The 22794-nt window shown below is 48.4% G+C and carries 18 protein-coding genes; 16 read left to right on the top strand and 2 right to left on the bottom strand.

Features of this window, described 5'->3' with window-relative positions; translation table 11 throughout:
• Positions 1 to 160 precede the first annotated feature (160 nt).
• Positions 161 to 958, top strand: coding sequence for an MBL fold metallo-hydrolase (locus C0033_RS20275; RefSeq protein ID WP_180994832.1), 798 nt, complete (start codon positions 161 to 163; stop codon positions 956 to 958).
• Between the two features lie 30 nt (positions 959 to 988).
• Positions 989 to 1831 (top strand): MBL fold metallo-hydrolase, encoded by an 843-nt coding sequence (locus tag C0033_RS20270; RefSeq protein ID WP_103229729.1) that lies wholly within the window; start codon positions 989 to 991, stop codon positions 1829 to 1831.
• A 211-nt stretch (positions 1832 to 2042) separates the two neighbouring features.
• Here the strand turns inward: C0033_RS20270 and C0033_RS20265 are convergent, their stop codons facing one another.
• Positions 2043 to 2927: a LysR family transcriptional regulator gene (locus C0033_RS20265; RefSeq protein WP_146043800.1), complete on the bottom strand. Its 885-nt coding sequence runs from the start codon at positions 2925 to 2927 to the stop codon at positions 2043 to 2045.
• Between the two features lie 167 nt (positions 2928 to 3094).
• Here C0033_RS20265 and C0033_RS20260 point away from each other — a divergent pair, with 167 nt between their 5' ends.
• The 13 genes from C0033_RS20260 to C0033_RS20200 all read left to right on the top strand — a co-directional run bounded on the left by C0033_RS20260 (position 3095) and on the right by C0033_RS20200 (position 20243).
• Positions 3095 to 4351: an ABC transporter substrate-binding protein gene (locus C0033_RS20260; protein WP_103229727.1), complete on the top strand. Its 1257-nt coding sequence runs from the start codon at positions 3095 to 3097 to the stop codon at positions 4349 to 4351.
• Positions 4352 to 4378: 27 nt separating this feature from the next.
• Complete coding sequence (locus C0033_RS20255; RefSeq protein ID WP_103229726.1) at positions 4379 to 5155, top strand: ABC transporter permease; 777 nt, start codon at positions 4379 to 4381, stop codon at positions 5153 to 5155.
• The gene (locus C0033_RS20250) at positions 5152 to 5979 is read left to right on the top strand and encodes an ABC transporter permease (RefSeq protein WP_103229725.1); all 828 of its coding nucleotides are present in this window, start codon (positions 5152 to 5154) and stop codon (positions 5977 to 5979) included. The genes C0033_RS20255 and C0033_RS20250 overlap by 4 nt, the downstream gene beginning before the upstream one ends.
• A complete protein-coding gene (locus C0033_RS20245; RefSeq protein ID WP_103229724.1) occupies positions 5952 to 6719 on the top strand; it encodes an ABC transporter ATP-binding protein in 768 nt (255 codons plus the stop codon). Before C0033_RS20250 ends, C0033_RS20245 begins: the two co-directional genes overlap by 28 nt.
• A gap of 15 nt (positions 6720 to 6734) precedes the next feature.
• The gene (locus C0033_RS20240; protein WP_103229723.1) at positions 6735 to 7475 is read left to right on the top strand and encodes an ABC transporter ATP-binding protein; all 741 of its coding nucleotides are present in this window, start codon (positions 6735 to 6737) and stop codon (positions 7473 to 7475) included.
• 15 nt (positions 7476 to 7490) lie between these two features.
• On the top strand, positions 7491 to 8945 hold the full coding sequence (locus C0033_RS20235; RefSeq protein ID WP_103229722.1) for a sulfatase-like hydrolase/transferase: 1455 nt from the start codon (positions 7491 to 7493) through the stop codon (positions 8943 to 8945).
• Positions 8946 to 9012: 67 nt separating this feature from the next.
• Positions 9013 to 9861 (top strand): class II fructose-bisphosphate aldolase, encoded by an 849-nt coding sequence (locus C0033_RS20230; RefSeq protein ID WP_103229721.1) that lies wholly within the window; start codon positions 9013 to 9015, stop codon positions 9859 to 9861.
• 20 nt (positions 9862 to 9881) lie between these two features.
• The gene (locus C0033_RS20225; protein ID WP_103229720.1) at positions 9882 to 11423 is read left to right on the top strand and encodes an FGGY-family carbohydrate kinase; all 1542 of its coding nucleotides are present in this window, start codon (positions 9882 to 9884) and stop codon (positions 11421 to 11423) included.
• Positions 11395 to 12453 (top strand): galactitol-1-phosphate 5-dehydrogenase, encoded by a 1059-nt coding sequence (locus C0033_RS20220; protein WP_103229719.1) that lies wholly within the window; start codon positions 11395 to 11397, stop codon positions 12451 to 12453. The genes C0033_RS20225 and C0033_RS20220 overlap by 29 nt, the downstream gene beginning before the upstream one ends.
• Complete coding sequence (locus C0033_RS20215) at positions 12450 to 13388, top strand: 1-phosphofructokinase family hexose kinase (protein ID WP_103229718.1); 939 nt, start codon at positions 12450 to 12452, stop codon at positions 13386 to 13388. Before C0033_RS20220 ends, C0033_RS20215 begins: the two co-directional genes overlap by 4 nt.
• Before the next feature lie 411 nt (positions 13389 to 13799).
• A complete protein-coding gene (locus tag C0033_RS20210) occupies positions 13800 to 17030 on the top strand; it encodes a chondroitinase family polysaccharide lyase (RefSeq protein WP_103229717.1) in 3231 nt (1076 codons plus the stop codon).
• A 166-nt stretch (positions 17031 to 17196) separates the two neighbouring features.
• Positions 17197 to 18822 (top strand): sigma-54-dependent transcriptional regulator, encoded by a 1626-nt coding sequence (locus C0033_RS20205; RefSeq protein WP_103229716.1) that lies wholly within the window; start codon positions 17197 to 17199, stop codon positions 18820 to 18822.
• A gap of 104 nt (positions 18823 to 18926) precedes the next feature.
• Positions 18927 to 20243 carry an MATE family efflux transporter gene (locus C0033_RS20200; RefSeq protein ID WP_103229715.1) on the top strand — a complete coding sequence of 439 codons (1317 nt, stop codon included), beginning with the start codon at positions 18927 to 18929 and terminating at the stop codon, positions 20241 to 20243.
• Position 20244: 1 nt separating this feature from the next.
• On the opposite strand, the gene C0033_RS20195 is transcribed toward C0033_RS20200, so the two are convergent.
• The gene (locus C0033_RS20195) at positions 20245 to 21144 is read right to left on the bottom strand and encodes a LysR family transcriptional regulator (protein ID WP_103229714.1); all 900 of its coding nucleotides are present in this window, start codon (positions 21142 to 21144) and stop codon (positions 20245 to 20247) included.
• A gap of 294 nt (positions 21145 to 21438) precedes the next feature.
• Here C0033_RS20195 and C0033_RS20190 point away from each other — a divergent pair, with 294 nt between their 5' ends.
• Positions 21439 to 22767, top strand: coding sequence for an enolase C-terminal domain-like protein (locus tag C0033_RS20190; RefSeq protein ID WP_103229713.1), 1329 nt, complete (start codon positions 21439 to 21441; stop codon positions 22765 to 22767).
• The last annotated feature ends 27 nt before the right edge of the window (positions 22768 to 22794 follow it).

Genomic DNA, 22794 nt, shown 5'->3' with positions numbered 1-22794 from the left:
AATAAAACTTGGAAAAGCAGGCAAAAATCCCATCGCCACAGGCGATTTCGCATGGATTTTTGCTCGTAATTGTGAGGGTAGTGAACAATTATGGAGAGGGTATTAAAAACCCTCTCCAAAAAAATGATGCCGTTTAGCTGCGGCGGAAATGGAGGAAATGATGGAAAGAGGAGAAAACAGATATAGGGCAAAAGAGTGGGAGCAGGTCTGCGAACCGTTTCAGATGGCCCCGGGCGTATATTATGTGGGCACCACCTATGTGGGAAGTTATCTGCTGGATACAGGAGACGGATTGATCCTGATCGACCAGGCGTTTGCGGAATCGGTTTACCTGATTCTGGAGAGCGTGAGAAAATTAGGGTTTGATCCGATGGATATAAAAATGCTTCTGGTAAGCCATGGACATCTGGATCACTGCGGCGGAACCAGGCTTCTTCAGGAATACACGAAAGCGAAAGTTTATATGTCCAAAGAGGACTATCAGATGATGAAAGAACATCCGGAATGGGTCTATTTCGACTATGAAAACCGGATTGATTTTGAACCGGATGCATTTTATGACGATGAACACCCGATTAAACTTGGCAGCATGGAGATCCGCACGGTTTTAACCCCGGGTCATACGCCGGGAACCACTTCATTTTTCTTTGATGTGAAGGATGGGACAGGAAAATCCTTTCACTGCGGGCTTCACGGGGGAGTTGGACTGAATACGCTGGTTCCTGAGTTTTATGAGAAATGGCCGGGCTGGCCGGAGGACCTCCTTGAAAAATTCAAAAATTCCCTGAATATGCTGATGGGGGAAACTGTGGATATTACGCTGCCTTCCCATCCGAATCAGGTGCCGGTCTTAGATAAAGCGGGAACTTACAAAGAAGGTCAAAACCCATTTGTGAACCCGGAAGCATGGCCTGAATTATTAAAGGCCAGATTAGATATGGCCGACAAACTGGCATAAAGAACTGAGTTGGCGGAAAGGAGAAAAAATATGCCATTAAACAGTACATCAAAAACAAGCCCGCCTGCAATGGTGCTTATGGAACGCTGCTGCAGGAGACCGTGGGAGGCATACGTGGAGCCCATAAAGATGGCTCCCGGAGTTTATTACATTTCAGGAAACGACTGGGTGGCCTGTTATCTGATCGATACGGGAGACGGCCTGATCCTGATTGATACGGCAATGCATGAAACCGCATATCTGATGATTGAAAACATCCGCAAACTGGGATATGAACTGACGGATATTAAAAAAATCCTGCTGACCCATGCCCACATCGATCACATCGGAGGGGCCAGAACCATGAAGGAACTGACCGGCGCGAAGATCTATCTGGGAGAGCGTGATCTGATGTTCCTTCATGAAAGAAGGGATTTAATCAGAATCGGGGATTACACCTGCGGCGAATTTGAGCCGGATGAGATTTATTCGGATGATAAACCCATCACCCAGGGTAATATCACCATCCATACGGTTTCCACCCCGGGACATACGCCGGGCTGCACATCCATGTTCTTCGACGTGACAGACGGTGACGGACAGGTGCTTCACTGCGGAATCCACGGCGGATTGGGGCTGAACCTGACGAAAAAGAACTTTGAAGAGGACGGCCTGCCGCCAACTTTGAGGGATGAATTCATCGAAGGGCTGAAAAAGCTGGACCAGATGGATGTGGACATCTGCCTTCCTTCCCATACGAACCAGGTGGGAATACTGCTTTTGAAGGATCAGGTGACGGAAGATTTTAACCCGTATTTAGACCCGTCGATTTGGCATGAACTCATGCAGGAGAGATTGGAGCGGGTAATGCAGATTGTTGAGGCGGAGAAATAATTTAGAGATACACGGAGCGCAAAAACAAAAAGAGACAGGTACAAACTGATTTTGAATTCAGTTTGTACCTGTCTCTTTTTGCTTTCACCGGCTTTAGTATTACTTAGGGGGGGATCCCGAATCCCAGCTGTTTTTACCGTCGTTCTCCGGCTCGGATGCCTGTTTAGGCCTTTGCTTATCTGCCCCGCCTCCCGATTCCGTGCATACCCATCTACAAACAAGAAGCTACATAATTTTTGCAATGTTCAATAAATTCCAGCATGAGGGGGGACAGGATTTTCTTTTTATTATAGACAATGTTAATAAAACGCAGCACTTCAAAATCCTCTATATTCAGCACCACGGTATGATCGGAAGGGAACATAGTAACATGGTCCAAGGGGAGCAGAGCCACGCCCAATCCTTCCTGTACCGCTTCGATCAGGGCCTGGGCGCTGATGCTTTCCCATCTTGGGTCAGCGGTGAAGTTATGGCTTTCAAAATAGAGGTCCACGGCATTCCGGGTGGGGCTGTATTTTTCGCGGAGAAGCAGGGGAACGCCTTTAAAATCGTTGATTGTGATGGAGTGTTTGGAAGCCAAAGGATGACCGGCATTGCAGATGGCGACTAAAGGCGAGGAAAGCAGTTTTATCAGCTTTAAGTCCCGGGTATGGGTCGTGCCCTCCATGATGCTCAAATCCAGCTGGTTGTCAAGGAGCATGGGCTCTGTGATTTCCGAGCTGTTAACAATAACTTTCAGACGGCAGTTGGGGTGGGTGGAAGAAAACTGTTTGACGATTCTGGCGATCATCAGCTTGCCGAAATCGATTCCGCAGCCGATCCGCAGTTCGTTCTGAGCATAAAGGGATTTGCTGGAAGTATCCATTTCGTCATATAGGCCCAGAATCTGCTGGGAATAGTTTAGGATATTCTTGCCAACAGGGGTGAGGTACATCTTGCGGGATGTGCGCTCGAATAAATTGGAACCGTAATGTTCTTCCAGCTCTTTGATGGCGATACTGATGGATGGCTGTGTAATATAGAGTTTTTTTGCAGCGCCGGTCATGGAACCTTCCTGGCAGACGGCTACGAATATTCTGAGATGGCGTAAAGTCACTGGAATCTCCTTTCCATTTTATCTATAGGTAAAAAGCTATGAAATATATTAAATTATAATATTTTACAATACATTATGCAAGATATATAATGAAAACAGATAAAAAGTAACAAAAAAACAAAATGCATCAGAAACAAAATGTACAATTAAAACAAAAGGAGAAGACTATGAAAAAAAGAATGAATTCTGGTTGGGGTAAAGGAATCGCATTGCTGATGGCAGCTGTTATGACGGTCACATCTATTGGCGGATGTTCATCAGGCAAAGAAGAACCTAAGAACACGACGGCAGCCTCTTCTGCCGCTGAAAAAAAAGAGACGTCTCAGGAGACGAAAGAAACAGCTGCTGCGGCTGAAAACGACGATAACGGGCTGATGGCGGTCTATGATGCTATCGAACCGCTGGAAACGCCTACGACTTTAAGATATGCGGGAGGCGTGGGAAATCAGCTGGTTATGCCTCTTTACATAGCTTGGGCCAGCGGCGGCTTGGAAAAAGCGGGAATTACGCTGGATTTCTATCCCAGCCCTACAGGTCCTTTATCAGTGGAAGCCTTGACTGCCGGAGAAGTTGATTTTGCGGGAAGCGGCATCGGCGGAATTGCAGTCGGATGTGCCACGGGAAATGCCAGAATGCTCTGCTGGCTTTCGGACGACTCGGTAGCTCAAAAATTTTATGTGCAGAAGGATCATCCGCTGGCATCAAAAGAGATCAGCAGTGAGACGGGATTTCGGGGAACGGCAGAAGACTGGAAAGGAAAAGAGGTTTACATGCCGTCAGGCTCCACCCTTCAGTACGTCATGTCTGTAGGATTGAATAAAATCGGTTTGAATCTTCAGGATATCACTCCGGTCTATATGAATGCGGAGAATATCAATACGGCTCTGTATGCAAAAAAAGGAGAGATCTGGGGGCTTTGGAATTTCCTCTGTTATGCGGAAGAACTGGACAAGAATTATGAAGTGGTTATGGACGGACATTCCATCGGCGTCAATCTGGTAACCGCATATTTTACCAATGATAAGGCATGGGAAGATCCTCAGATAAGAAGCGCTTTGGAAAAGATGCTGGAAATCCATTTTGCAACGTTGGAATGGATGCAGGCGGACGATGCCAATATGGAAAAAGCGGCTCATATGATGACCGAGTGGTGTGAGGCTGAAGGAACCGCAGTATCATATGAAGAAAACCTGGCTTATCTGAAAGATACCTATTATTACAGCCAAAATGAGAATATGGATTATTTCTCAAATAAGGTGTCCAATGACAACGGAGAGATGGTAAAAGCTCTCGATATGCTGATGGGAATTATGGATTTCTATATCGAACAAGGCAACTATACGGAAGAAGACCGCCAGAATATGATTAAAAATCAGGAGTATCTGTTTATCAAGGAAGGGCTGCAGTCTTTGGACGGAAAATAAAATCGGCATTGGAATGGGGTTATAGATATGGGAAAACAAAATCTGAAATATTCTTTGATAACAGTGGCAACGTTGGTCGTATTTCTGGTGATCTGGGAGGCTTTGGCCTCCCGGGATCTTCTGGTGGGGAGATATACGCCGTCGCCGTTAGAAGTATATGATGCATTTATATTTAAACTGGGCAGTATTGGGCCGGACGGGGCGCTTCTTTCCACCAACATTATCGCCAGCCTAAAAATATCCCTTCTCGGCTTTTCTCTGGCGGTGATAATCGGAGTTCCGCTGGGGCTTTTAATGGGGTGGTACCGTTTGTTTGACCGCTTTATCAGGCCATTGTTTGAACTTGTCCGTCCGATCCCGGCTGTTTCCTGGATTCCGCTGATGATCGTTTGGATCGGCGTGGGGCTGAGGGCTAAGGCGACCATCATATTCATGTCCTCTTTTATTCCCTGCGTGCTGAACTCTTATACGGGAATACGGCAGACTAATAAGGCGCTGGTGAATGTGGCGAAAACTTATGGCGCGTCTAATTTTTATACATTTTTACATGTTGGGGTTCCTTCCTCCATTCCGCTTATCTTTGCAGGCATGAGAGTGGCACTGTCAAATTCCTGGGGAACTCTGGTGGCGGCTGAGATGCTGGCGGCTTCTGCGGGACTGGGATACATGATCAGCATGGCCCGTACATTTGGCAGAGCGGATATTGTGGTGCTGGGGATGGTGGTGATCGGCGCAATCGGCTATATCTTTACGGCTATATTTTCTTTCGTTGAGAAAAAGGTCAACAAAGGAGGCGTGGTATGAAGGTTGAAAATCAGATTGAACATGGAAGCGATACCGCGAAGGAAAGCGTTTGGATAAAACTGATTTATCTGGTGATTCCGTTTGTGGGTTTGGGGATCATGCTGTGCATGTGGTTTGCGGCTTCAAATATTAATACGGAAGCATTTCCCACACCTGCGGAAGTGCTCAGACAGCTGGCGGATCTTATGGTTCATCCGTTAAGCGGCTATACGCTGCTGGGACATGTGGCCATAAGCCTGCGCAGGGTTTGTATTGCCTTGTTTTTCGCTATGCTGGCAGGAATTCCTCTGGGGATTTTGATCGGGTGGAATCCTATGGTGCGGGCCACTTTGGGCACTCTGTTTGAATGTATCCGTCCGATCCCCGTTCTGGCCTGGATTCCTCTGATGATCATGTGGTTCGGAATCGGTGAAAAAGCCAAGATTATCATGATATTTATCGGCGCGCTGATGCCGATTGTGGTAAATTCTTATACGGGGATTAAACTGGTGTCGCCGCTTTATCTGGATGTTGGGAGAATGTTTAACGCATCGTCCCAAAGCCAGCTTTTGTGGAAAATCGTGCTTCCAGCCGCCCTGCCCACCATATTTGCGGGAATCCGCAACGCTACCAGCATGTCTTTAATGGTAGTTCTGGCGGCTGAAATGCTGGCGGCTAAATCGGGTCTGGGATTTATGATAAACAGGGGGATGGAAGCTTATAACATGAAACTGGTCATGTCCGGTATGGTGGCAATCGGCGTCACCGGAGCCATGCTCTCTGTTCTTACCAATTTGATTGAAAGGAGAATCTGCCCATGGAACAGTCACATAAAGTCCGAGTAAATCTGGAACATATCAGCAAGACATTTGTCAGCGCAAAAGGGAAGAAACGGGAGGTTGTGGAGGACGTTTCATTTGAGGTGTATGACAATGAATTTCTCGTATTGCTGGGGCCGGGCCGGTGCGGAAAAACTGTGCTTTTGAATATTATGGCAGGGATTTTAGACGCAGATGAAGGAAAGGTTACTTTAGACGGAGAAGAGGTAAAAGGGCCCAATCCTCAGATGGGCATGGTGTTCCAGAAAACAGGCCTTCTTCCGTGGCTGACGGTGATGGAAAATACAGAATTCGGGCCTAAGATGAGAGGGATATCCAAGGAAAAGAGGCGGCAGACCGCCCAGCATTTTATTGATCTGGTGGGACTTAACAAGTATGAAAATCATTATCCCTATCAGCTTTCCGGAGGTATGAAACAGCGGGTGGGAATCGCCAGGGCTTACAGCAATGAACCGAAGCTGCTGATTATGGACGAACCTTTTGGCGCATTGGACGCACAGACCAGGTATAACATGCAGAATGAAGTGCTGGATATCGCGCAGAAGGAAAAAAGAACGATTATATTTGTGACAAATAATATAGAAGAGGCTTTGCTGCTGGGGGACAGGATTATTCTGTTTACCAGCTGCCCGGCCAGAATTAAGGAAATCTACAACGTAAATCTTCCGAAGCCGCGGGATACCATGCAGAAAGAGTTTTTACAGCTCCGGCGTGAGATCTCGGATAACACGGATTTGGCATTGTAGGCGGGAGGCAGGCATATGGGAGAAAGCAAAATCAAGGTGGAGCACTTAACAAAACAGTTCGGTGATATGTTGGTGCTCAATGATCTGAACTTCGAGATTCAAAAAGGGGAATTTGTCTGCGTGGTGGGACCTACGGGCTGTGGAAAAACCACATTTTTAAACCTGCTGACCCGTATCTATACGCCTTCTTCAGGAGAGCTGTATATCGACGGGGAACCGGCCGATCCGAAAAAACATAACATTTCATTTGCATTTCAGGAACCCTCGGCTATGCCTTGGCTGAATGTGAGAAAAAATCTGGAATTCGGCCTGAAAATCAAGAGGATTCCGAAAAAAGAGATGAATTTAAGGGTGAACCGGATCTTAAAACTGCTGGGACTTACGGAATTTGAGAACGCCTATCCCAGGGAGCTGTCCGTGAGCAGCGAGCAGCGGGTGATCATAGGGCGGGCCTTCAGCACCTATCCGGACCTGCTGTTGATGGACGAGCCTTATGGGCAGATGGATATTAAGATGCGTTTCTATCTGGAGGATGAGATTCTGAAGCTGTGGAAGGAGTTTGACAGCACGGTTTTATTCATTACCCATAACATAGAAGAGGCGGTGTATTTGGCGGAAAAAGTGATTATTCTGAGCAATAAGCCCACCGTGATTAAGGAAGTGGTGAATATCGATCTGCCCCATCCGCGGGATGTGACCTCGGAGGAATTTATAAAACTGAGAAAATATATTACCGACCAGATTAAATGGTGGTAGCAGAATGGAGGAAGTATGGCTAATTTAGATAAAAGCCGTCCGAATATTGTATTTGTGATGACGGATGACCAGGGGTATTGGGCGCTGGGCGCCAACGGGAATCAGGACATTATAACCCCGAACCTGGATCAGCTGGCTGCAGATGGGGCCAGATTCGAAAACTTCTTTTGCGCCTCACCGGTCTGTTCGCCGGCCCGCGCTTCTTTGTTAACAGGACGGATTCCGTCCCAGCATGGAGTACATGACTGGATCAGAAAAGGGAATACGGGTGATGAGGCCATCGAATATCTGAAAGGTATGAGAGGGTATACGGAGGACTTGAAAGACGCCGGCTACAAGCTGGCTCTCAGCGGGAAATGGCATCTCGGAGACAGCATCAATCCTCAGAAAGGATTCTCCATGTGGTATACACACCAGCGTGGCGGGGGCAATTATTATAATGCCCCGATGATTAAAAATGGACAGCTGATAGAGGAAAAGGGATATGTGACGGACGCGATTACGGACAACGCCATTGAGTTTATGGACCAGCTGGTTCAAACGGATGATCCGTTCTATCTGGCCGTTCATTATACAGCCCCTCACAGCCCATGGACCAATCACAACCACCCGGACGAGCTGGTGAAGCTTTATGACGGCTGTGAGTTTCATTCCTGCCCGGTGAGGGAACTGCATCCATGGGCCATCTTTTCCACGGCGCCGGATGCGCTGACCCGGGAAAATGCCATGAATCCCAAGGAGAGCCTGGCCGGTTATTATGCGGCAGTTACGGGCGTGGACAGAGGCGTTGGCAGGATCATGGAACATCTAAAAGAAGCCGGGATTTATGAAAATACCCTTGTTATTTTTACAGCCGATAATGGCTTTAACTGCGGGCATCACGGAATATGGGGAAAGGGCAACGGAACATTTCCCGCCAATATGTATGATACCTCCATCCGTGTGCCGTTTATCGCATGGCATCCGGACCGGATTCCCGGAGGTATGACAGTGGATCATATGGTGAGCGCCTATGATTTTATGCCGACCATTCTGGAATATCTGAAGCTGGATGTACCAAAACGTCCGGAGCTTCCGGGAAAGAGCTTTTCCAAACTGCTGACCGGTCAAGGCGGATCAGTGGACAAGGATGACAGCATTGTGATATTTGACGAGTATGGACCGGTGCGGATGATCCGTACCTATACGGATAAACTGGTTTACCGGTATCCCTATGGCATGGACGAATATTATGATTTGGTATCGGACCCGGACGAAGAACATAACCGGATCGGCGAGGATCGGTGTGCGGCCAGGATTTTGGAGCTTAAAAACCGTCTGGAAACCTGGTTTGAACGGTATGTCAATCCCGATCTGGACGGGAGACTGGAACGGGTGACAGGAAACGGGCAGTTAGACCGGGCGGGAAAATATTCAAAACATTATTCCAGCTATGAGCCTCTCGGCTACACCAGCCATGTGGACGTATAAAAACGGGAAAGGCGGAGAAATCCGGAGCGGAAGGGCCGTATGAAGCGGCGGAACGGAGGAAATGAGAATGGGATTGGTTACATCGCATCAAATGCTTTTGGATGCTCAGGCAAAGGGCTATGCCGTGGGGGCGTTCAACGTGGAAAATATGGAGATGGTGAAGGCGGTGATTCGGGGTGCGGAAGAGATGAATGCGCCGGTTATACTCCAGACGACTCCGTCAACGGTTACATACGGCACCCTGTCCACATTTGTGGCAATGGTGAGAGCAGAAGCGGCCGGGGCAAGGATTCCGATCGCCCTTCATCTGGACCACGGGGACAGTTTTGGCCTGGCGGTTCAGGCTTTGGTGGCAGGATACACTTCCGTTATGATAGACGGATCGAAACTGCCCTTTGAAGAAAACATCGCCCTTACGAAACGGGTGGTGGAGGCAGCCGGACCTAACGGGATTCCGGTGGAAGCGGAGCTGGGCAAAGTGGGCGGAAAAGAAGATGATCTGGAAGCCGAAAATGATTATAATACGGACCCGGCGCAGGCCGCGGAATTTGCGGAGCGGACGAAGATTCAGTCTTTAGCGGTGGCTATCGGAACTGCCCATGGATTTTACGTGGGAACTCCTGTGCTGGATAAGGAACGTCTTTCACAGATCCGCCGGACAGTTTCGGTGCCTCTGGTCCTTCACGGAGCATCCGGGCTTGAAGACGATGAGGTGAGGGAATGCATAAGCAGAGGGATTTGTAAGGTCAATTTTGCCACAGAACTGAGAGTGGCTTATACGGGTGCGGTCAGGGAACTTTTAAAGGGAAGTCCGGATACGTATGATCCCAAGAAGCTGGGGCTTACAGGAATCGGGCATGTGAAAGAACAGGTGAAGAGAAGAATCCAGGTGTGCGGATCGATGGACAGAGCCTGACGGAAAAGGGGATGTGACTGATGAAACAGTATTTGCTGGGAATTGATATAGGAACCAGTTCCTGTAAGGCCGCAGTTTTTGACAGGGCGGGCAGTGCTCTGGCTTTTTCGACAAAATCTTACCCAACTGAACGTCCATTGCCGGGGTATGCGCAGCAAAATCCGGAAGAATGGTGGAAGGCGGCCTGCGAGGCGGTGCGGGAGTGTCTGGACAATGGTAAAGTCAGCCCCGGGCAGATTGCGGGGATCGGAGTCGACGGTCAGAGCTGGAGCGCAGTTCCCATAGGGCGAAGCGGAGAGGTGCTGGCGGATTCCCCGATCTGGCTGGATACCAGGTCGGAAGAGATCTGCGCCTTCTATAACAGGAAGATCGGAGAGAAACGGATATTTGCGGCGGCGGGAAATCTTTTGCAGCCGTTTTATTCCACGGGCAAGGTTCTGTGGTTCAGGGAATACAGGCCCGAGATCTATAAAAAGACGGAACAGTTTCTCCAGTCCAACAGCTATCTGGTATTGAAACTGACAGGGTTCTGTTCCCAGGATCTGTCTCAGGCCTATGGATATCATTGGTTTCATATGGAAAAAGGAACATGGGATGAAGAGATGTGCAGGGCATTTCAGATCCCCATGAATTTTTTGCCCAAAATCAGCCGCTGCACGGATATTATCGGCACGGTTACGGAAAAAGCGGCGGCCGAATGCGGACTGATTCCGGGGATTCCGGTGGCAGCCGGAGGGCTGGATGCGGCCTGCGGGGCGCTGGGCGCGGGGGTAATCCATCATGGAGAGACTCAGGAACAGGGCGGCCAGGCCGGAGGGATGAGTATTCTCAGCGACCGGTACTGTGCGGAGCCGTCCCTGATTCTGAGCCGCCACGTGACGGGAAACCAGTGGCTTCTACAGGGGGGAACCACTGGAGGCGGAGGCTTGATGAGATGGGTGGAACAGGAGTTTGCGGAAGAGGAACGGCAGAAAGGACGGAACGTGGGAAAAAGTTCCCTGGATCTTCTGAATGAAGAAGCGGGCGGGATTCCACCGGGCAGTGCAGGCGTGGTATTCCTGCCTTACATGGCGGGGGAGCGGACTCCAATCTGGAATCCGGGAGCCAAGGGAGTGATTTACGGGCTGGACTATTCAAAGACCAAAGCTCATCTGGTGAGAGCGGCGATGGAGGGGGTGGCATTTTCACTGAGACACAACCTGGAAGCCGCCCGGAAAGCGGGGGCGGAGGCAGGGGTATTGAGATCCGTTGGAGGCGCGGCCAATTCTCCTCTCTGGATGCAGATTAAAGCCGATGTTACGGGAAATGAGATTCAGGTGCCGGGGTCCGACATGGCAGCAACCCTGGGCGCCGCCATGCTGGCCGGAGTGGGCACAGGGTATTATAAAAATTTTGAAGAGGCGGTAAAACAGACCTGCAGCGTGAAGCGCAGTTACCGTCCGGATAAATCGAATAAGGAGATTTATGACAGTAACTATAAGATCTATCTGGATCTGTACAGGCAGCTGAAGCCTGTGATGAATGGAGGTAAAGATGAAAGCAGCTGTAGTATGTGCCAATGAAGACGTCAGGTATCAGGAGGTCGAAGAGCCCGGAGTTTTGCCTGGAACGGTTAAGGTGAAAGTCAGGGTTTCGGGAATCTGCGGTTCCGATGTGCCGAGAGTTCTCCATAACGGGGTCCATTTTTATCCCATCGTGCTGGGACATGAATTTTCCGGCGACGTGGTGGAAGTGGGGGAAGGTGTTAAGCGCGTCAGGGAGGGAGACCGGGTGTCGGGCGCTCCGCTTTTGCCCTGCATGCGGTGTGAGGAATGCCAAAGAGGTGATTTTTCCCTGTGCAGAAATTACAGTTTTATCGGTTCCAGGCAGCAGGGCAGTAATGCGGAATATGTGGTGATACCGGAACAGAATGCTGTGGTATTTGACGAGAGCATTTCCTACGAGCAGGGGGCGATGTTTGAACCTGCGGCGGTGGCGCTTCATGGGGTGTTGCAGAATGATTATAAGGGCGGCGGATGTGTCGCCGTGCTGGGAGGCGGTACCATCGGAGCATTTACGATGCAGTGGGCCGGGATATTCGGGGCCCGGAAAACCGTGGTATTCGATATCAGCCCGGAACGGCTGGAATTATCAAGAAGACTGGGAGCGGATGAAGTGGTGAATACTTCTTCGGAAGACTATATGGAGAAGGCTATGGAACTAACCGGAGGCCGGGGATTTGACTATGTATTTGAAACAGCGGGGCAGACGGCCACAATGTACATGGCATACCGGTTGGCAGGAAACCATTCCCGCATCTGCTTTATCGGCACGCCCCATGAGCCGCTCGCATTTTCTCCTGAACTGTGGGAACAGATGAACAGGAAGGAATTCAGGATGACGGGATCGTGGATGTCCTACAGCGCGCCGTTTCCGGGACAGGAATGGACGCTGACAGCACATTATTTCGCCTCGGGACAGCTGAAATTTGATGAAGGGCTGATCGGGCGCAGGATGAAGATGAGCCAGGCACAGGAGGCATTTCAGCTTTTTAAGGTTCCTGGAGCCGTGAAAGGCAAGATTCTGCTGGTAAATGAGGAGACGGACGTATGATATTGACGGTTAATTTAAATGCTTCCATCGATAAGCGGTATGTCGCTGATCAATGCAGGGAGGGAGAGGTAAACCGGGTGGTCTCCTGTACCAATACGGCAGGCGGAAAAGGGTTAAATGTGGCCCGGGTGGCCGTTATGCTGGGGGAACCGGTTATGGCGGCCGGAATCCTGAGAGGCCATTCAGGCCAGTTTATCGCAGAACAGATCGCCCGGCAGGAAATCTTAAACTGCTGTATCCAGGCTTCCGGCGAGAACCGCTGCTGCATCAACATTCTGGACCTGTCTACCGGAAAACAGACGGAGTATCTGGAACCGGGAGAGCCGGTCAGTCCGAAAGATGGAGAGAGGTTTTTGGAGAGCTTTGGAAGGCTTTTGAAACAGACGGATGCGGTTGTCATATCCGGCAGCGCAGCGCCAGGAATAGGGAAAGAGATGTATGCGGAAATGGTGCGTATGGCCAAGGACGCAAAGGTACCGGTGCTGGTGGACGCCAGCGGAGAGTTTCTGAAAAGCGCAGCAGAGGAAGGGCCGGATCTTATCAAACCGAATCGGGATGAGATACAGGCGTATGCCGGAAGGAAGTTGGAAAAGGAAGAGGAATTTATAGATGCGGGAAGAAAACTTTTGGAAAAAGGCGTTGGAACCGTGGTGATTTCCCTGGGATCTGAGGGGAGTTTGGTGATGAATGCGCGCCGGGTATACCGGGTAGAGTCCCCAAAGGTGGCCTCAGTTAATACAGTCGGCTGCGGGGATGCGATGACGGCAGGATTCGCTGTGGGAACGGCCCGCGGAATGGATGAGGAGGAGATGGTAAGGCTGGCGTCCGCGGCCGCTGCGGCAAATGCGGCGGATGAGAGAACCGGCTATGCGGATTGGAAGCTGGTAAAAGAATTGATGCCGGAGGTTCGGGTAACTGAGATATGTTTGCGGTAAAAAATGGCTCTTTTTTGATGAGGATTGTGTGTAAACAATTCTTTCTAAAAAAGAGCATTTTTTATGGCATTTTCAAGGCCGCACTTTGGGCCGGATACTTGCCCGAAGGAGAAATCAAGCCGGAATCAGGCTGAATTTGCCTGTATTGGATTATAGTTTTTTGACAAATACCATTATTTTGAGAAAGAAAACAGCTAATATTGTAAATATAACGGGTTATAAAATAATGGTATTTTACAAAATGTTCCAAATTGTTAAGTATTCAAAATCATGTTACTCTAAAAATGTAGTTGTCAGAAAGTTTGTCCGTTCCCATCACCCGACGGGGTGAATGGAGGGAACAAAACGGGAGAAAGGCGCCAGTACCTGTTGAGACTTTCGGCTCAAATTACCAAAAAGGAGGACGCAGTTTTGAAGAAAAAAGCAAAACAACTGCTTGCGGTTGCCGTGGCATATGCTGCAATGGCTTCATTGGCAGGCTGCACAGCCGGGGAGACGGCGGGAACCACCGCGGCGGCTGAGGGACAGACGACTGTCCAGACATCTGAGGCAGCAAAAACACAAGAAACTTCCGCCGCTAAGAAGGAGGAGAAGGCGAAGGAAGTGCCCAAAGGCAACAAAGGGGGAGTGCCGGAGCACATTCAGTCATTTGAAGGGGGAGTGCCGGACAATTGGAGCGCAGTTTCCGGAAACCTGGAAATTTCAGATAAACACTATAAACACGAAAAAACATCGTTGAAGTGGCAGTGGGAATCAGGAGGAAGCCTTCTCGCACTCAACGAAGTCAATATGGATGTGGCAAGTGAGACAGAACACGGCGGGCTCATCGCATGGGTCTATAATGAAACTCCGATAAAGGACAAATTAACCGTGAACCTGGGCACCCAGTCCCAGATTGCAGAGGGAAATCCGGCGTATACATTTGATTATTATCTGGATTTTGAAGGCTGGCGCGCCCTGTGGATTGATTTTAAGATGGATGCGGTCAACCCGGAATTTAAAGGAGAGCAGCCGGTAACCATTGAGCAGATGGAAATTGTATCTCCTGAAAGCGTGAAACAGGGAGAATTGTATCTGGATCTTGTGGAATTTGTGAATAACTTACACTGGTGCCGGGCGCAGGACTATCAGATACCGATCCAACGTGCCAATTCCAACGGGGGGCTTGGAGGCACATGGGAGAGAGGCTATTACTATATCAAGCAAAAACCTCGTACGGAACTGACGCCATTGACGGAAGAAGAGCTGGCAGACATTAAAACCATCGAAAAACGGTTTGATGAATGGGTCTATGGAACCGGCCGGTATAGCGGACAGGGCCCTATGGAGATGCGTAAAGAGGCATTGGACGCTTATATAAAAGAGGGGCTTGAAGATTACGAGACCTTGGAAATCAAACGCCATGAGGACGGATCAATCACAGGAGTGCCTTTATTTGCCAGCCGTTCGCCTTATATTAAAATGGGAAAACAGTTTGGATCAGAAGTTTCCACAGAAATCTTTTTGCCGCTGGTATTTGATTATAAATTGAATCAGAACATGGAGAGTTTTGAGAAACTGATGACCTTATTTGACTATTACCATGACCAGGGCTGGGCGGAAGGCAGCGGCCTGGGAACGCCTGACCATGAAACCAACCGGTCGTCCGGATATTTTGTGGCTGTTTACCTCATGAGGGAAGAACTGAAAGAAACGGGACGTTTTGACCGGGAAATCGGCGCGATGAACTGGTATACGGATTTCGGCAAGGTGTATGGAGAATATAAAGTGGATTATACCGAAACCACGGCGGATGAAATGCGGACCCACTTTTTATACAGGCTGCTCTATGCTATGGCCATGGAGGACACACCGGAAAAGGTTCAGGCTATCAATGCATACAGAGAGTGGGTGGAAAGCGCATTGGAGCTGAATCCCAACTTCGCAGGAACCATTAAACCGGATTACACAGGCTTCCACCACAGAGGAATCTATGTGAGCGCCTATGCGCCTCATGGTTACCATATGGCGGCGGTGATCAATTATTTGCTGCATGACACCGTATTTGAACTGGATCAGACCTCACAGGAGAATTTAAAAGGAGCTTTGGAAGCAGTTGATGTGATGACAAAGGATTACAATCTTCCTCAAAGTTTGACAGGAAGATTTCCGAAGCAGACGGGGATTGTCAGCGAAATCCTTCCGGCCTATGCATATATGGCGCTTTCGAGAGACCCGGTTACAGGGGATGAGATCGATAAGGACATGGCAGGAATCTTTATGAGGCTTTGGAATCCGGACAGCAGCGCGCTGAAAAAACGGTTTAGCAAGTGCAGGGCCGGCATCAGCTATATCGATACCATAGGAGGTTTGGAGCTGGTGTTTGATTTATTGGATCAGGGACTTCCGGCGGGAGAAGAGCCGCAGGGATTCTTTACGATGCCCTATGGCGGCATGGTAATCCACAGGCGGGATGACTGGATGGTGAACCAGAAGGGCTGGAGCCAGTATGTCTGGGATTATGAATCGGGCGGAACGAAGAAAGAAAATGTATACGGAAGATACTGTTCCTATGGAGCACTGCAGATCATGTCTGAAAGCACCCCGGCGGAAAATGGAATCACAGTACAAGACGGCTGGGACTGGAACCGTGTTCCGGGCGCAACCACAAAGTATCTGCCGTTCGATCTGCTTTCCAGCGAGGTGAATGATTATGCCCACCGCAGCTTCTCAGACCAGACATTTTTAGGCGGAGTGAGCAGCCGGGGACAAAACGGAATGTTCTCCATGCAGCTGCACGATACCCAGTATGATCCATCTTTTTATGCCAATAAATCCTCATTTTTCTTTGATGACGAGATCATTTGCTTAGGTTCCGGCATTCAAAATGCGGATAAGGACCATGAAACAGAGACAACGCTGTTCCAGTCCGGTTTAAATGGGGATACGGCCATGCCGTTCTATCTGAACAGCACGGAACCGATTACAGAATATCCTTATGAAAAGACATTTACCCAGGGCGAAACGGTTTGGATGATGGACCCATACGGAAACGGTTATTATATTCCTAAGGCGGAAGGCATCCACATCATCAGGAATACACAGACTTCTAAAGATGAACTGGATAAAGACGAGACTCAGGGCGAATATACGACGGCCTGGATCGGCCACGGAAAAGCGCCGGAAAATGCAGGTTACGAATATGTAATCAAAGTGCAGACAACTCCTGAGAAGATGGAACAGTATGATGGAAAAACATATGAAGTGCTGCAAAAGGACGACAATGCCCATATTATAAAACACATTCCATCCAATACCACGGCATATGCGGTATTTAAGACAGACCAGCCAATCGAACAGGGAATTCTTGCTTCCGCGGATACTCCGGTAATGGTGATGATTAAGGAGGATGGAGCCGATAAGATCGTATTCAGCATGAGCGATCCGGATCTCAGACTGCCTAAATTACCGAATCAGACGATGGAAGAAGATACGGCCACAACGGCCAGCATCGGCAAGACAACCGTTGTCACGTTAAAAGGAGAATGGAAATTGTCAGGAGAACAGGAAGGAATCAGGGTTGTGAAGTCGGAAGGCGGCCAGACGGTTATTGAACTGGACTGCATCGACGGTCAGACCAGAGAAGTGGTATTGACAAAATAAGTTTCAGGTATTGAGAAAATGATTTGATTTGCAGAGTGTCGGGTGTCCGGCACTCTGCTGCTTTTTGTGATAGGGCTTGTTTTTCTGAATTATAGCCAAGATGAAGGATAAACATTGATTATTCATCATTAAGCTATATAATATAGGAAAGACCAGGAGGTGTCCTATGCTTTTACTGATCGCCCCATACACGGGCTTAAAGGAAGTTGCGCTCTCTGTTATTGAAGAAAATGGTTACAGCGGTATCGATGTTTATGTAGGAAATTATCAGAAGGCCCCTGAAATTCTGAGACGTGTAAATGCGGACGGCCGCTATAGTGCGGTCATTACCCGCGGCGGGACAGCGGCAGTCTGCCGAGCCATAACGAGGCTTCCGGTAATAGAGATCCGAATTACGGCATTTGACATGCTGAGAGTATTGAAACTGACGGAGGGATACCAAGGAAAGAAGGCATTTTTGGCGTCTGAAAACCTGGCGGAGGAATTTGAACGCATGGGAAGGCTGTTGGAAAGCGATGTGACAACATTCTGCTACCATGAGCACGTCCAGGTGGAAGGTATGATTCTGAAACTGAAGGAAGAAGGATATGAGCTGGTAGTAGGAGATCATATTGTGTACAGCTGCGCTTCCGGTCACGGACTGAACAGCCTTTTGCTGACCAGCGGACCGGAGGGGGTGAGGGATGCTGTGGAAGAAACGCTGCGCCTTTGCTCTTACCTCAGGGAAGCGGGACAGCAGGAAGGCTATAAGGAAGGGAAGGAGCCGGTTTCTCTGTCTGTACCGGCTGATTCTGTACCGGCCGCGTCTGTACCGATTGCTTCTGTACCGGAGACGGAAGGCAAGGGGCGTCTGCCGAAAGCGTGGCAGGAAAGCCTTCAATATCTGATAATCAAGGACATGGAAGAAATGTCTTTTGACGATGTCCACACCGTATTTCCGAAGAGCCAGGCGGATATGATAAAAGACTACAGCCAGACCCCGTTTCCTACGACCATCTGCGGGCTGGACGGAACCTGCAAGGATGACGCCGGTTATCTGTGCTGTTGTTATAGCAGGAGGAAAAAGGGAATATTTGTCCGTATGGATACAAATTCCGTCCCGGACAGCCAGGACTTTAAGGCATTAGGCGACCTTTTGGAGGAGTTGTTCCAAAAGGAAGGAGGAATCCTGTTTTTAGAGGACATCGATACCATGAGCCACATAGGACAAAAGGGGCTGGTGCGCGTTTTAAGACGTTTGGAACGAAATAAGGAGATCAAGCTGATGGCATCCTGCGAGCCGGCCATTGACGCCTGCGAAGCGGGAAAAACGGTGATCCGTCCACTTCTTTCTATTCTCGACGAGGTGCGGATCGATCTGAAGCCGCTCCACTGTTTTTCCACGGAGATCACCAATATGGTCAGCATCTGTCTGGGGAAAATGGATATGTCCGGGGGGAATTATACCGCAGGCATGGAACAGGCCGGGCTGAGACTTTTGGAGGAATATGAGTGGCCAGGAAATTTAAGGCAGTTCATGCGGGTGATGAATCATCTGGCTCTTTCCAGAAACGGTATTTTTATCAGGGAAAAAGACGTGCGCAGAGTGCTCAAAGAGGAGGCCGCCTGGGAAGGGACTCAGGTAATGCCCATTGATTTGAGCGGAAGCTTAGAAGAAATTGAGAAAAGGGTGATCGGTCAGGTGATGGCACTGGAAGGAATGAACCAGTCCCGGGTGGAAAAAAGGCTGGGAATCGGTCACAGCACTTTGTGGAGAAAATTGAATCAGGGACATAAAAATGTTTCAAAATGAAATGATTCGCTATAAAAATAGATATTAAAATGGAGAAAGCTCTATTATACTTAATTCGTAATGACTTATCAGTTACGGAAAATGATAGAAAAGGAAGAGAGACTATGGTTAGAGATATGACCACCGGAAGCATTAACAATCATTTGATCCGGTTTTCCATTCCACTCATATTGGGAAATCTGTTTCAGCTGACTTATAATGCGGTGGACTCCATTATTGTTGGTAAATTTATAGGAACAGAGGCGCTGGCTGCGGTAGGTACGGCCAATCCGGTCATGAATATCGTGATTCTGGGCATTACGGGTATCTGTATCGGCGCATCGGTTTTGATGAGCAGCTTTTTCGGCGCAAAAGAGATGGATAAATTAAAGAGAGCCGTGTCCACGACCATGATGCTGGGAATTATTTTTTCCGTGCTGATTGTGATATTCGGGGAGTTGTGTTCGGAGGGGATTTTAAAACTTCTTCATGTGCCCGAGGACATTCTTCCTATGGCAACGCTGTATCTGAGGATCATATTCTGGGGAATGCCGTTTACATTTGCATATAATGCCTACTCGGCGGCTATGAGAAGTGTAGGAGATTCCAAAACGCCCATTAAATTCCTGGCGATGGCCTCAGTTCTTAACGGGTGTCTGGATTTTATCTTTATTGCCATTTTACATATGGGAGTGGTGGGAGCGGCTATGGCCACAATTATCGCCGAATGCATTTCCGCTCTGATGTGCTTTATCTACGTTTTCCGCCATGTGCCCATGCTGAAGCTGGGAATGCGGGATCTGAAGATGGATAAGCAGATGCTGAAGCTGACCATACAAAACGGTGCGGTGACAGCCCTTCAGCAGTCCTGCCAGCCAATCGGAAAGCTGCTCATCCAGGGCAGCATCAATTCCCTTGGCGTCAATGCTATCGCGGTTTTCAATGCGGTAAACCGTGTGGACGATTTTGCGCTGACTCCGGAACAGAGCATTTCTCATGGTATGATGACCTTTGTATCTCAAAACCGTGGGGCCAAGAAGCCGGAGCGTATGAAAAAGGGCCTGACTCATGGTCTGACCCTGGAATTTTGCTATTGGATTTTTATCTGTATCATGATCTGGCTGTTTCGGGAGCCCATTATCCGTCTGTTTTTGGACAATGATGATGCCGTGAGTATGGGAGTGAAATATCTGGGACTGATGGCTTTGTTCTACATTTTCCCCGGATTTACCAATGGGCTGCAGGGATACTGCAGAGGGCTGGGCAATATGACCATCACTCTGATCGCAACGCTGATCCAGATCACCATAAGAGTTATTTTCGTATATTTCCTGGTTCCTGTAATCGGGCTGCCGGCTGTAGCCTACGCCAGCATGGCCGGATGGAGCTGTATGCTGCTGGCAGAGGTGCCATACGTTATAAAAGCCAATAAAAAACAATAATTTATTGAAACAGAGGATGCTGTTTGATCGAATGGATCATGTATTCCTCTGTTTCTGTTATGTTCAGCCCTTTTCTGAATGCAATTACATTGTCCCGATACAATCTTGGACTAAGGGAAAGATATACGATTCCCGGTTCGCTGTTTTTATAGGATACCGGAATAAATGCGATGCCCACATCCTTTGATACGAGCCGCTGTGCAGCCAGGTTGCTGTTGACTTCACAGACGCTGATCGGCTTAAAATAATGGGATCGGAAAATGGCGTCCGTGCTTTGGCGAAGCGTGGAACCTTCGGCCGACAGGATAAAACTTTCCTGTTTAAAGATCCGGATCAGGTCGGGAATGGAGATTTCTTTCGCGTCCGGATGGCTGATGTGAAAATGGTGGCTGTCTGGAATTGCAAAGAGAATCTCTTCTTTTCTCAAAAATTCATAAGTATAAGGAAATTCCGCCAAGTCGCTGACTGCCATCACCGCCATATCCAATTTGCCGCTTGACAGGAGCTGAACCTGCTGGTTATATTTGCTTTCATGGATTTTGATGGTGATATGCGGAAATTTCTGCTTAAAAGCAGGAAGGATATCGGTCATCACATCGATTCCCCACTGAGAAGAGATCCCTACCTGAATCTGGCCTGTCTGGGAAAGGGAGGAGACGTTTTGGTACAGCTGTTTTTGAATCTGGATAACTGATTTGGCCGCTTCGATGTAGAGCTGGCCGGCTGGGGTGGGGATCAGCTCGTTTTTGGTGCGGGTAAATAGCGGAGTTCCCATTTCTGTCTCTAATTTGGAGAGGTATTGGCTCAGAGAGGACTGGGAGACGTATAAGTTGTTGGCAGCTTTGGTGATGCTGCGCTGTTTGGCTATTTCCAGAATGTAGGTGAGGTATTTGGTGTCCATGGAGGGGGAATCCTTTCTTTAGAATTTACATAAAGGGTGAAGGCATTTTTCGAAATGCCTTCACGTTTTACATAAAAGGGTGAGGTCATTTTCGGAAATGCCTTCGGGTTTTACATAAAACGTGAAGGCTTTTTGGAAAATGCCTTCACCCTTTATGTAAATAGGTATTAGTAAATGTGATGCCAGCCATCACATCTGCGAATTTGCTTTTTTGACTAAACTAAACTACAATAAATACATAACAACTTAGTAAATTATACCAGACGAATGGGGAAAAGAAAAGGAGAAGACATTATGGTACCAACAATTACAAAGATGGAAGTTTATCCGGTGGCCGGAAAAGATTGTATGGAATTAAATTTAAGCGGGGCGCATTCACCATACTTTACAAGAAATATCGTAGTTCTTCATGCAGATAACGGTGAGACAGGCGTTGGAGAAGTACCTGGCGGCCAGAAGATCACAAAAGCTCTGGAAGAATGCATCTCAATTGTAGAAGGAACAAAGATTTCTGAATATAAGAGCACCTTATTAAAAGTAAAGAGATATTTGGATTCCAAGGGCGAAGTTGACGTAAGAGGAAATCAGACCTTTGACCTTCGTACCGGTGTTCATGTAATAACAGCAATTGAAGCTCCATGTCTGGATCTTTTAGGAAAACATCTGGGAGTTCCAGTATGTGAACTTCTTGGAGAAGGACAGCAGAGAGATAAAGTAAGAATGTTAGGATATCTGTTCTTTGTAGGCGACCGCAATAAAACAGACCTTCCTTACGATTCTGAGCCTGATTCTGACTGTGAGTGGTACCGCATCCGTCATGAAGAGGCTTTAACAGCAGATAAGATCGTGGCATTTGCAAAAGCGACGAAAGAGAAATACGGATTCCAGGATTTCAAACTGAAAGGCGGCGTTCTTGCAGGTAATGAAGAAATGGACGTAATCCGCGCGATGAAAAAGGAATTCCCGGATGCAAGAATCGACTTAGATCCGAACGGCGGATGGCTTCTGGAAGAAGCGGTTGAATATGTAAAAGGAATGCAGGGCATTCTTACATACTGCGAAGATCCATGCGGAGCAGAAGGTGTTTATTCAGGAAGAGAGATTATGAGCGAGTTCAGACGCCGCACCGGCTTCCCAACCGCTACAAATATGATCGCTACGGATTGGAGAGAAGTAGGACACTCCTTAGAGTCTCAGGCAGTTGATATCATCCTTGCTGATCCTCATTTCTGGACCATGAGCGGTTCCGTAAGAGTTGCTCAGATGTGCCATGATTTCGGATATACCTGGGGTTCTCATTCCAATAACCATTTTGATATCTCCCTGGCTATGTTCACACAGGTAGGAGCAGCAGTTCCTGGAGAATACAACGCTTTGGATACCCACTGGATCTGGCAGGAAGGTCTGGAAAGACTGACTAAAGAACCGCTTCAGATCGTGGACGGCTGCGTGGCAGTTCCGAAAAAACCTGGTTTGGGCGTTGAAGCAGATATGGATCAGATTAAGAAAGCTCATCAGCTGTATCTGGATAACTGCCTGGGCGGAAGAGATGATTCTATCGGCATGCAGTATCTGATTCCGGGATGGAAATTCGATCCTAAGAAACCTTGTTTAGTTCGTTAATTGAATAAATCAAAGCAGGAAAAGCTC

It is taken from the genome of Clostridium sp. chh4-2 (genome assembly GCF_002899675.1).
In the GTDB taxonomy this organism is placed as follows: Bacteria; Bacillota; Clostridia; order Lachnospirales; family Lachnospiraceae; genus CHH4-2.
This window is presented reverse-complemented; position numbering and strand designations above follow the sequence as displayed.